A 12,860-nucleotide genomic window follows, 5' to 3' on the forward strand; every position below is an offset into this window, starting at 1 on the left:
AAACTAAACGACTATTTTAAATATTTGTAACTTTGCTTACTTTATACAACTACAGTTTGGACATTAATGACAACATAGAATCACCTTTTGTTTTAAAGGTTAGTTTCAATAAATTATTAAATCAGTACGAAGAATTAATTAAGACTGATAACGATTTTATTGCTTCTAATGCACGTCGTGTACTCAAAATAGCAGAAGAAAACCCAATACTAAGAGAAGGGTTTAGTGATTTCTCGGTATTTGTAGATTTAGAAAAGGAAATAGAGGGAATTCTACAAGACACTTTCAGTCCTATACTTACAAAAAACGAAATAAAAACGGCATCGGTACCATTTCACAATTTTACATTTAATGCTTCAGAACGTTTTAAATCCATCTTAAAAACGGCAGGTGAAGATTTTGAATTAGAGATGAAAAACATGCCAGAGGATCAAACCTATATAATTGCATGTACCATCATTCTAAACTTTTGCTATGGTTATAACCTTAATTTTAAACGTCCGTTTTTTTATGAGATTCCAGATGCACATGGTATAAAACGCTATTATAAGATACTGTATAATGCAGACTTTACTGAAATTGTTCCTAATGAAGATGCTCCTAATATAACAGATAAAGATTATGAGGAACTGTTAGATAACTTTGAAAATATAGAGCTTTGGAAAGAAAAATTTCCACCAAACAGTTATACGTTTAAAGGTTTTGTGATTTCAAATATTTTTGATGTTACTGATGATCAATCCATTTCAAACATTAAATCTTCTTTGATAGGTGAAGATAAACGGAAGGATGAAAGTTTTATGAAGGGCTTCTATGAAATTTTCCGTTCACTATTTGGCTTAAAGAATTTAGAAGTGGGTTTTTCCATTTATAATGAAGTAGAAAACACTTTTGAGCGCGTATATGGTGTAGGGATGAATAGTTTTTTATTAAATGAGTCTGAAAGTAAGCCTTGTTCTGATGCTTTATGCTATTGGTCCTATAATAGACTAATGAAAGAAAACGCATTTTTTTCGGTATCAGATGTGGATCGCATCTTTAAACAATCTAAAGGTAAGGCACCACATGTTAAGGAATTGTATAACCAAGGATTTAAGAGTGCTATTTTTGCTCCTATTGCAAATGACGATGGTCTTATGGGAATTTTAGAAATAGTATCTAAAACACCAAAGACTTTAAATAGTATAAATGCCAATAAGTTGGTAGATGTTATGCCTTTTATTGTATCTGCAGTAGAACGTTCTAAAAATGCGGAAGCAAACTTAATAGAGGCAATCATACAAAAGGAATGTACATCGATTCACTCTAGCGTGCACTGGAAATTCGTTCAAGAGGCCAGACACTATATTAAAACTGAGTTTAATACAGGCGAGTCTCCGACCTTTAGAAAAATTGCCTTTGAGAATGTCTATCCATTATTTGGACAAATTGATGTTAAGGGCTCATCTAATGCTAGAAACGAAGCGACACAAAAGGACTTGTCACTACAGCTTAACTTGGCAGATAAGATTTTAGAGAAAAGTTTAGAAGAGCAAAGTTTGCCTATTTATGAGCAGATAAAATTTCAAATAACTGAGTTCCTTTCACAATTAAAAGAGAATTTTAAGGTGGATAGTGAGCATGCTATTTCTGTATTCTTAACTACTGAAGTAAAACCTATTTTTAAACTAATAGCTCAAACACAAAAAGCACTAAGACCAGATATTGAGGATTATTTTAGTAAAATAGATGAAGACCTAGGAGTTATCTATTTTTACAGAAAACATTACGATGATACGGTAAAACTAATTAACACCAATATGTCATCTTTGATTGATGAGAAACAAATTGAAGCTCAGAAAATGTATCCACATTTTTTTGAGCGCTTTAAGACAGATGGTGTTGAGCATAATATGTATATAGGTGAATCCATTACAAAGCAAGATAGCTTTAACATGATTTACCTCTACAACTTAAGATTATGGCAATTGCAGGTAATGTGCGAAATGGAAAATGAATATTACCAAAACCAACACGAGTACCCAATTGGTTTGGATGTAGCTTCTATGATATTGGTATTTAACCAACCTTTGTCTATACGTTTTAGAATGGACGAAAAACGTTTCGATGTGGATGGTACGTACAATGCGCGTTACGAAGTGGTTAAAAAACGTGTTGATAAAGCATTTATAAAAGGTACCGAGGAACGAATCACAAAAAAAGGCAAACTCACTATTGTTTACTCACAAAAAGAAGATGAAGAAGAGTATGTTAGATATATAAGATTCCTTCAATCCAAGAACGTTTTAGATAAAGATTTAGAAATCCTAGAACTTGAAGATTTACAAGGTGTAACAGGCCTTAAGGCATTGCGCACCAGTATTCTTTACCATAATGAAAATGATAAGAACTTCTACACTTATGATGATTTAATGGAAACGATTAAATCCTAAAATTTGCAGTCTTATTTTTACTAATACCTTCAAATATCATTGAGGTATTGGTATTGGTTTCAGGCAAAACATCCTTTAAATCAACACCTGGATTTTTCTTAACAGCTATACCAAATGCAATAAGAGAAATAATAATCCCTGTCATAAAGACGGTATAGGTAATTCGTAACAATCTGTATTTACGTTCTAATACCACACCTAAAAAATAGAGATCTTTTGTAAGTGCTTTATAAATGTAATCTTTGTCCTCTAACATTTCTTTAATGGCCCATTCGTAATCGTCCATGCTCATTTTGTGGAAATTCCCAAAAAAACTCAAATTCACTTTTTGATTTTTTACGTCTTCCTTTGTGAATTCACCACTCGTTACATTTGGACGTGTTGCTATTATAGATAAAACCATAGATGTTACACAGAATAGAGTGAATATTACTGTTGGCCAGGTTAAATAAGGATTTGTATCTAACTTAGAGATTAGGTTGGCAAGTACAACAGAAATAATAATGGCATTAACCGATAATAAAATATTGGCTTTTGTATCTGCAATATCACTTAATTTAATATGGTTTCGTAATGCTACTCTATAAAACGTCTGAACACCTCTAGATGGGCTTTCGTTTTTGTACTGCGCTTTGTATTTAGCCTTAATCTCTTCTTTCTTGTATTTGCGCTTTTGTTTCTTTTTCGCCTTCATTAACTTAGAAAGATTTTTCGCTTTTCTAGGATCCCATTCCTTCAAAGCATAATCTGTGTAATATTGATGGCTTTTTGCAAGTACTCTAATATTTTCATCACGCCATTCTGTTGAAGAGTAGTGCTTAACACCTCTCATTTCTAATTCTTTACGTAGGAATTCGCTTGCTTCCTCAAAATATTTTTTACCAAAGTGAGAGGCATCAGCATCTCTAATAATTTTGCCTAACTTGGTCTTTGGTGGCTCTTTAAATTTTGTTTCCATGATGCACTCATTAACACCATCGATGAGGTCTTGGTCTGCATCCTGTTCTTTAAGAAACTTGGTGGCAATTTCAACACTTTTTTCTTCATGCTCATCTGCACTCTTAGTGTATCCCGTATCATGTAATAAAGCAGCTATTTCAAGAATTTCAGTCTCTTTGTCAGATACTTCAGTGTTTTCAATGATTTCCCGGGTACTCCTTAAAACGCGTTCAGTATGCGTATAGTTATGGTATAAGAAAGAATTTGGCAGCTCTTGTTTTAAAAGATTAAATACAAATTCTTGAGTCTTTTCTACTAGGGATTTTGCCATGCTAAATGAGTTTATTTGAACAATGTGAATTTACAAAAAAATAAACGAGTTAATATTTAAAATTATTAAATGAGTTACAATCTAAATCTATTTTTATAGTAATTAAGGTTGTTAAATGATTAAATTAGTTACTTAAATAAATCAAAGCTTAGAAATTTAAGCAAACACCATATTGTGCAGCTGAAAATTAAAGACTCATTTAATAAGGAATTACCGTCAGATTCAAACCTTGAGAATACAAGACGGCAAGTATTTAATGCAGCACATTCTTATGTTATACCAAAGGTTCCGTCTAACCCAAAATTAGTTCATGCCTCAGAAGAAATGGCGTCTAATTTAGGCATAGGAGTTGAGGAATTAAAATCAAAAGAGTTTTTAGAAGTGTTTTCAGGAGCAAAAGTTTACCCAAAAACTAAACCGTATGCTATGGCTTACGCTGGACATCAGTTTGGGAATTGGGCTGGGCAATTAGGAGACGGTAGAGCCATAAATTTATTTGAGATAGTTAATAACGAAACACGGTGGGCTTTACAGCTCAAAGGCGCTGGTGAAACTCCCTACTCTAGACAAGGCGATGGGTTGGCAGTACTGAGGTCATCAATAAGAGAATATCTGTGCAGTGAAGCCATGCACCATCTAGGTGTACCAACAACCAGAGCATTGAGTCTAATGTCATCAGGTGATGATGTATTGAGAGATATGCTCTATGATGGTAATGCTGAGTACGAAAGAGGAGCTATTGTATGTCGCGTGGCACCAACTTTTATCCGCTTTGGTAATTTTGAGTTATTTGCCTCAAGACAAGACACTAAAAACCTAAAAATACTGGCAGACTATACCATCAAATATTTTTATCCTGAACTGGGAAAACCTTCAAAAGAAACTTATATAAAGTTTTTTGGAGAGGTTGCCGACAGAACTTTAGACATGATTATCCACTGGCAACGTGTAGGTTTTGTTCATGGAGTGATGAACACAGATAACATGTCAATTTTGGGATTGACCATAGATTATGGTCCTTATGGTTGGTTAGAGGGTTTTGATTTTGGTTGGACGCCAAACACTACCGACAGTCAAAACAACCGTTATCGCTTCGGTAACCAGCCTAATATTGCACTTTGGAATTTGTTGCAACTTGCTAATGCACTTTATCCTTTGGTAGAAGAAGCCTCTCCTTTCGAAGAGATTTTAAATCAATACAAAACGAATTTTGAAAGTAGGTCATTGGATATGATGCGATCTAAATTAGGCTTGCAAAAAAAAGAAGACAATGATCTAAAATTGATTAACAATTTAGAGGATTGTTTATTAAGTTCTGAAACCGATATGACCATCTTCTTTAGGCTACTATCCGATTATAAAAAAGGAAAAGTTGAAAATGCATTAGGCACTATTGAAAAAGCATTTTATAAACCCGAACAGATTAAGGGTGATATATTAAAACAATGGAAAGGATGGTTTAAAGCTTACGACCAAAGATTACAAATGGAAGAGGTTGATGACGACGGAAGAAAAGAGAAGATGAACTTAGTGAACCCAAAATATGTGTTGCGAAATTATATGGCGCAATTGGCTATAGACAAGGCAAATAATGGAGACTACAGTTTAATTGATGATTTGTTTCAACTATTAAAACAGCCTTATGCAGAGCAACCAAAAAACAAAAAATGGTTTACAAAACGTCCTGATTGGGCAAGGCATAAGGTAGGCTGTTCTATGTTATCCTGTAGCTCATAAAATTAATTGATAAAAAAATAATTATGAAAGCAATCTGGAACAATAAAGTAATAGCAGAAAGTAATGATACCGTTGTAGTGGAAGACAATCACTATTTTCCGCATAACAGCATTAAAGAAGATTTTTTTACACCTAGCGATTCCAAATCGGTATGTCCCTGGAAAGGTACGGCATCCTACTACAATATTAATGTTGATGGTAAAGAGAATATTGATGGAGCATGGTTTTATCCAGATCCCTCAGATGAAGCCAAACACATTCAGAACAGGGTGGCCTTTTGGAAGGGAGTAGAAGTAACCGAATAGTATGAAAAGCACAAAGCTAAAAATAAAAAACAGTAAGGGTTTAACGCTGAATGCCTATATGGAGTTGCCAGCAAATCAAAAGCCTAATTACTACGCCATTTTTGCCCATTGCTTTACTTGTAGTAGTAATCTAAATGCTGTTAAGCATGTGAGCAGATCACTTACACAAGATGGTTTTGCCGTTATACGATTCGATTTTACAGGATTGGGTCGTAGTGAAGGAGAGTTTGCAGATAGTCATTTCTCGGCAAATGTTCAGGATTTACTCGATGTTCATAGTTACATATCAGGGCATTATGAAGCTCCAGGTTTATTGGTTGGTCATTCCTTGGGTGGAGCTGCGGTACTGGTTGCAGCATCAAAACTAAAAGCGGTAAAAGCGGTAGCTACCATTGGTGCACCTGCTACGGTTGGTCATGTAAAACATTTGTTTTCGCATCAAATCGAAGACATTGAAGACAAAGGAAGTGTTGAAGTTGATATTGGTGGAAGACCATTTATAATTAATAAAGACTTTGTAGAGGAATTTGATAAAACAGACTTACCAGTAATTGTAAAGAATCTAAGAAAGCCACTATTAATAATGCATTCACCATTAGATAAAATAGTCGGTATAGATAATGCCAAGCAATTGTACCTCAAAGCACATCATCCCAAAAGCTTTATAACCTTGGATGATGCCGATCACCTTCTGAGTGAAGAAAAAGATAGTCAGTATGTAGGAGAAATTATTGGTACATGGGCAAGTCGTTATTTTCCTCAGGTTGAAAACAAAATGCTAGATACTGAGGGTGAGCAATTGGTTGGGCATTTAAACATTATCGAAGATAATTTTACAACCTCAATTCAAACTAAAAACCACACGTTTATAGCAGATGAACCTTCTGGAATTGGAGGTAGCGATTTTGGACCATCACCTTATGAATATCTTAATGCAGCATTGGCCGCTTGTACAGCCATGACTTTAAAAATGTATGCAGAAAGAAAGAAGTGGGATCTCAGGGAAGTCTTTGTATATCTTTCTCATTCAAGAAAGCATAGTGATGATTTAATGGTTAAGGTTGATAAACCAAAATATATGGACCATATTAATAAAAAGCTAAAATTTGTGGGCAATTTAGACGATACTCAAAAAGAACGATTAAAAGAAATAGCTTCGAGATGCCCTGTGCATAAAACCATAGCAAGCGAAGTTGTTTTCGAAACTCAAATAATAGAAGAATAGTGCAGATAGAATTAGAAAAACCGATTACTAAAACTCGATTTTTAGAAATAAGACATAGAACAGAAGAAATTTGTAAGTCTTTAAAACCCGAAGACGTTTCACTACAACCTGTAGAATTTGTCTCGCCACCCAAATGGCACCTGGCACATACCACATGGTTTTTTGAGCAGTTTGTGCTTTCAGAATATAAAAAAAATTACGAGGTATTTCACGAAAAATTCGCCTATTACTTCAACAGTTATTACAACAATGTTGGAGATAAGGTTTTAAGAACCAATCGCGGATTAATGACACGTCCTACTTTAAAGCAAGTCCTAGATTATAGAAATTATGTCAATGAACAGATGTCAGAATTTTTGAGTGCTGATATATCAACAGAAATTGAGAATGTTATTGAAATAGGATTGCAGCACGAACAACAGCATCAAGAGCTTTTGTTTTACGATATAAAATACATTTTCGGGCACCAACCATCATTTCCAACACTTGATTATAATATCACTTTGAAGCCCGAAAATCAATCACAGGAATTTATAAAAATTGATGAAGGACTCTATGATATTGGGCACAAAGGAGAGGATTTTTGTTGGGACAATGAATTGGGAAGACATAAAGTTTATCTGAATGATTTTGAAATTTCAAATCGATTGGTAACCAATTCAGAATATATGGAATTTATCGAGGCTGAAGGCTATAAAGATTTTAACCTATGGCACGCAGAAGGTTGGGATTGGGTTCAGAATCACAATATTGAAGCTCCAATGTATTGGCATAAGGTCAACGGTAAATGGATGCATTATACGCTTCAAGGTTTTAAAGCTATTGAAGACGAATTGCCTGTCAATCATATTACGTTTTATGAAGCATTCGCCTATGCGCAATGGAAACAGATGCGACTACCTACGGAATTTGAATGGGAAGTATCTTCAGAACATTTTAAACATGGGCAGTTGTGGGAATGGACTAATAGTGCCTATCTTCCATACCCAAATTATGCCAAAGCAGATGGTGCGTTGGGTGAATACAACGGTAAATTTATGGTCAACCAAATGGTGTTAAGAGGTGGTTCTGTAGCGACTTCGCCACAGCACTGCAGACCAACTTATAGAAACTTTTTTCATGCCGAATTGCGTTGGCAGTTTTCGGGAATAAGACTAGCAAAATAAATGACAAATTCTTTCGCAAAGGACGTGCTCGCTGGGCTAACAGCCAAAAGCAAGTACCTATCCTCAAAATATTTTTATGACGATAATGGCAGTCGCATATTTCAAGAAATAATGAATATGCCAGAGTATTATCTTACGGATGCTGAGTTTGAGATACTCTCCATGCAATCCAAACAGATTTTAGAAGCTCTAGAGTTTTCAACTCCTTTCAATATAATTGAGCTGGGAGCAGGAGATGGCTTTAAGACATTTAAACTTCTCGAGTATCTGGTAAATAATAATGTGAATTTTAATTATGTGCCGATTGATATTTCCCAAGAGGCCATGGATATACTGTCAGAGCGATTGAAAAAGCGTTTGCCAGGCATAAACATTAAGCCTAAGGTTGGTGATTATTTTGAGATACTTAGCGCAAATAAGGATAGTGATTATCCCAGTTTACTACTATTTTTAGGTGGTAATATTGGTAATTATTTACAGGATAAAGCTAATGAACTTATTAAGCTTTTTAATGATAATATGAAAGTGAGAGATAAGCTTCTTATTGGTTTTGACTTAAAAAAGAATCCAATAACTATTCATAATGCTTACTATGATAAGCACGGTATAACCAAACGGTTCAACCTAAACTTGCTATTAAGAATCAATAGAGAATTAAATGCCGATTTTAAAATTGATGATTTCGACTTTTATTGCCATTATAACCCAATTACTGGAGAGGTTAAAAGTTACATTGTTAGTTTAACGAAACAAAGGGTGAATATAAAAGCCCTTAATAAATATGTAGAATTTGATTATAATGAGTTGATTTGGACAGAGCTTTCCAAAAAATATGCTCTTGACGAAATTTGTAACTTAGCAGAAACAAACAACTTTAAACTAAAATCTAACTTTTTGGATTGCAAGCATTATTTTGCAGATAGCCTTTGGGAGAAACTCCCTTAAGGATTAATATCTATAGCACTTGCGTTAAAACTTAAGTTATAGTCTTATTATTTTTACGGTTTAAATTTACTCATGAAGAACATTAAAAAAATAATTACCTTAATAGCTTTATCTTTCTTATGTAATGCCTGTGCAACTTATGAAGCAAAATATAGAGACGAGGCACTCAAACAAAACAAATCTCCAGAAAAAGAAATTGAAAAACGGTTTTACTTAATAGGCGACGCGGGTAAGTCGCCCATGAATGGTATGTCCGATGCGTTGGCAGCTTTCGACAAACATATAAAAGGGAAAAATACAACTCAGGATCATGTACTGTTTCTTGGAGATAATATTTATCCATCAGGTTTGCCAAAAGAAGGCCAAAAAGGTTATGAGAATGCTATAAATGCGCTCGAGGGTCAATTAATGTCACTAGAAAATTTTAATGGTAATGTTATATTTCTTCCAGGAAATCACGATTGGTATTCAGATGGCCTAAACGGCCTCAAAAGGCAAGAAAAATATATTGAAGATGCTCTAGGAAAGAACACGTTTTTGCCTGAAAATGGCTGCCCACTAGAAAGCATAGATATCAGTGAAACGGTTCAGTTAATAATCATTGATTCTCAATGGTACTTAGAAAATTGGAACAAGAACCCAACCATAAACGACGAATGTGAAATTAAAACACGTGAGCGGTTTTTCTTGGAAATAGAAGGTGAGCTAAAAAAAGCACAAAATAAAACAACGGTGTTTGCTATGCATCACCCCATGTTTACCAACGGTGTGCACGGTGGTTATTATGCTGCAAAAAAACATTTATACCCTACCCAAAACAAAATACCAATGCCAATATTGGCTTCGTTTTTAACGCAGGTTAGAACACAAGGTGGTGTCTCTATTCAAGATAGATATAATGAAAGGTATAATGATTTAATGAAACGTCTTGAGACTATGACTTACGATGCAGATAACGTTGTATTCGTTTCAGGGCACGAGCATACACTACAATATATAGAAAAGGATAGCATACGGCAAATCGTTTCTGGCTCTGGTGCGAAAAACTCTGGTGCTGCTCTAGGAAAAAATGGGGTATTTAGCTATGGAGGTCAAGGATTTGCAGAACTTATAATATATAAAGATGGGAGTTCTTGGGTGAAAATATATAGTGCGGAAAATGGTGAACCTAAAGTACTTTTTGAAAAGGAAGTGTTCGCTCCCAGAAAATATTATGATGTCTCTCATTTACCGGAAAGTTTTCCGAACGAAAAGGAAGTTTCAATATATACCCAAGAAGAAACAGATAAAACAGGTTTTTTTGAATCGGTTTGGGGCGATCACTACCGAGATGTTTACAGTACAAAAATAAAAGCTGAAGTCGCCACTTTAGATACATTATATGGAGGCTTGGAAGTGGTTAGAAAAGGAGGAGGTCATCAGACAAGATCTTTACGATTAAAAACCAAAGACGGCAAAGAATTGAATATGAGAGCGTTACGTAAGAGCGCTACACAATATCTGCAAACCGTATTGTTTAAGGATACTTATATTCAAGATGAATTTGAAAGAACTGCAATTGAAGGGCTGATTTTAGATTTCTATACAGCAGCTCATCCATATGCTTTTACCGTTGTTCCAGAGTTGTCTGACGCTGCAGAAGTATATCATACCAATCCAAAACTATACTATATACCAAAACACAAACATCTGGGAGATTATAACGAAGAGTATGGAGGTGAGCTTTACATGATTGAAGAGCGTCCAGAAGAAAATTACACCGATGAGCGCAATTTTGGATACGCAGATGACATTGAAAGCACTCACGACATAATTGAGAAGATTAGAGAAGATGAAGAGCATAAAATAGATGAAAATGCCTTTGTTAGGGCACGTTTGTTCGATATGCTTATTGGCGATTGGGATCGACACCAAGATCAATGGCGCTGGGCACAATTTGATATGGAAAATGGCGATAAGTACTATAGACCAATTCCAAGAGATAGGGATCAAGTGTTTTCAAATTTTGATGGAGCATTATTGGGAATTATGCGAATAATTTCGGGTTCTACCAAACAGCTACAGGTATATGACGATAAGTTAGAAGACATTAAGTGGATGAATAATGCAGGTATTAAATTAGATCGCACGCTGATTCAAAATGCCGAAAAGAAATTATGGTTAAAGCAGGCGAAGTTCTTACAAGATAATGTTACGGATGAGGTTATAGAAAAAGCATTCGCAAATGTACCCGAAGAGGTTCAGGACGAAACCTTAGAAGAGATAAAGCAGCATTTAAAAGGACGAAGAGCTAATCTTCAGGATATTGCAACGCGCTATTACAACTATTTAAATGAACTTGTAATCTTAACAGGAACCGACAAGGATGATTATATTGAAGTCATTAGAGAGGGTAATAAAAAAACAAGGGTTATAATCTCTAGAATAAAAGATGGGAAGAAGTCAGATTCTATTGTAGATAGGGTGTTCAACAGAGATATAACTAAGGAAATTTGGGTGTATGGATTGGACGATAAAGATGTATTTGAAGTTACAGGTAGAGGGAATAATCCCATTTTTGTTCGATTGATTGGTGGATTGGAAAATGATACTTATATCATTAAATCCGGTAGACGTATAAAAGTCTATGACCACGAAAGTAAGCCCAATACCATTAAAGAGAGTAGAAAGAGCTCAATAAGGTTGACAGATGTTTACAATCTCAATCTCTTTGATTATCAAAAAAGTATTGTAAAAAACAGTGTGATAACTCCAGCTGTTGGATATAATCCAGATGATGGTATTTCTGTAGGAGTATCCTATGCATCTACGCTTAATGGATTTCAGAGAAATCCATTTTCAAGACAGCACAGATTTAAGGGAGGTTACTTTTTCGCAACAAGCGGATTTTCTTTAAAGTATGATGGTGAATTTGCAAATATTATGAATGACTGGAATCTTCATATTGGAGGTCAGTTTACTTCAGATAATTTCACCAATAACTTCTTTGGTTATGGTAATGAAACCGTAAATAATGATGATGAGCTAGATTTGGATTATAATCGAGTTAGGACTAGTATTTATATGGCAAAGGCAGGTATTATAAGAAAAGGTAATTTTGGTAGTGATTACGGGTTTAGGGTTATATTTGAAGGTATAGAACTAGACGATACTGCAGATAGGTTCATAACGGATTTTGCGCCATCATCTAACGAAGAATTTTATGAACGACGTTATTTTGGTGCTGTTGAAGCGCAGTATAACTATGCGAGTTACGACAATCAGATAAACCCAACTAGGGGAATGACATTTATGCTTCAGGGCGGTGCTAAAACAGAGCTTAAGCAAGCAAAGAACATTTTTGGCTATATCAATGCAGATATTGGATTTTACAATGCTTTATCCCGAAACAGAAAATTGGTTTTAAAGACAAATTTAAGAAGCCAATTTAGAATTGGTAAGGATTATCAGTTTTACCAAGCCGCAAATATTGGAGGAAGCAATGGATTAAGAGGCTACAGGACCGAGCGTTTTACAGGATCGCGCTCTTTGGTGACCAGTGGTGATTTAAGGTATAGTTTCAATTCATTCAAAACCAATATTTTACCATTGCAGATAGGGATTTTTACGGGTTTTGATGTGGGAAGAGTGTGGCTACGAAATGACTTTTCTGATAAGTGGCATAGCGACTATGGTGGTGGCTTTTGGGTGACTGCAGCCGAGTCACTTTCAGGTACATTTAATTTTTTTAATAGTACCGAAGGGTTCCGCTTTTCATTTGGTTTTGGCCTTAATTTCTAA

Annotated in this window: 8 protein-coding genes; 7 read left to right on the plus strand and 1 reads right to left on the minus strand. The window is 34.9% G+C overall.

From position 1 onward, the window contains the following. Positions 1-56: 56 nt before the first annotated feature. On the plus strand, positions 57-2,432 hold the full coding sequence (locus F1003_RS05565) for a GAF domain-containing protein (RefSeq protein WP_155088620.1): 2,376 nt from the start codon (positions 57-59) through the stop codon (positions 2,430-2,432). Here F1003_RS05565 and F1003_RS05570 read toward each other — a convergent pair. Beyond that, positions 2,422-3,702: a Pycsar system effector family protein gene (locus F1003_RS05570; RefSeq protein WP_155088225.1), complete on the minus strand. Its 1,281-nt coding sequence runs from the start codon at positions 3,700-3,702 to the stop codon at positions 2,422-2,424. The two genes, F1003_RS05565 and F1003_RS05570, sit on opposite strands and share 11 nt — an antisense overlap. Before the next feature lie 174 nt (positions 3,703-3,876). On the opposite strand from F1003_RS05570, the gene F1003_RS05575 reads away from it, so the two are divergent. From F1003_RS05575 to F1003_RS05600, 6 genes are all read left to right on the plus strand, one after another. Next, positions 3,877-5,439, plus strand: coding sequence for a protein adenylyltransferase SelO (locus F1003_RS05575; protein WP_162306906.1), 1,563 nt, complete (start codon positions 3,877-3,879; stop codon positions 5,437-5,439). 23 nt (positions 5,440-5,462) lie between these two features. Beyond that, positions 5,463-5,744, plus strand: a complete 282-nt coding sequence (locus tag F1003_RS05580) for a DUF427 domain-containing protein (protein ID WP_155088226.1) — start codon at positions 5,463-5,465, stop codon at positions 5,742-5,744. 1 nt (position 5,745) lies between these two features. Further along, a complete protein-coding gene (locus F1003_RS05585) occupies positions 5,746-6,969 on the plus strand; it encodes a bifunctional alpha/beta hydrolase/OsmC family protein (protein ID WP_155088227.1) in 1,224 nt (407 codons plus the stop codon). Beyond that, a complete protein-coding gene (gene egtB, locus F1003_RS05590) occupies positions 6,969-8,135 on the plus strand; it encodes an ergothioneine biosynthesis protein EgtB (protein WP_273291758.1) in 1,167 nt (388 codons plus the stop codon). The genes F1003_RS05585 and egtB overlap by 1 nt, the downstream gene beginning before the upstream one ends. Beyond that, positions 8,136-9,080: an L-histidine N(alpha)-methyltransferase gene (locus F1003_RS05595; RefSeq protein WP_155088228.1), complete on the plus strand. Its 945-nt coding sequence runs from the start codon at positions 8,136-8,138 to the stop codon at positions 9,078-9,080. Between the two features lie 72 nt (positions 9,081-9,152). Then, positions 9,153-12,860, plus strand: a complete 3,708-nt coding sequence (locus F1003_RS05600) for a metallophosphoesterase (RefSeq protein ID WP_155088229.1) — start codon at positions 9,153-9,155, stop codon at positions 12,858-12,860.

Source organism: Winogradskyella ouciana, assembly GCF_009709615.1.
Taxonomy (GTDB): Bacteria; Bacteroidota; Bacteroidia; order Flavobacteriales; family Flavobacteriaceae; genus Winogradskyella; species Winogradskyella ouciana.

Coding starts and splice junctions, on each gene's coding strand:
- F1003_RS05600 (WP_155088229.1), top strand. CDS start 9,153: ATGAAGAACATTAAAAAAATAATTACCTTAATAGCTTTATCTTTCTTA.
- F1003_RS05580 (WP_155088226.1), top strand. CDS start 5,463: ATGAAAGCAATCTGGAACAATAAAGTAATAGCAGAAAGTAATGATACC.
- F1003_RS05585 (WP_155088227.1), top strand. CDS start 5,746: ATGAAAAGCACAAAGCTAAAAATAAAAAACAGTAAGGGTTTAACGCTG.
- F1003_RS05570 (WP_155088225.1), bottom strand. CDS start 3,702: ATGGCAAAATCCCTAGTAGAAAAGACTCAAGAATTTGTATTTAATCTT.
- F1003_RS05595 (WP_155088228.1), top strand. CDS start 8,136: ATGACAAATTCTTTCGCAAAGGACGTGCTCGCTGGGCTAACAGCCAAA.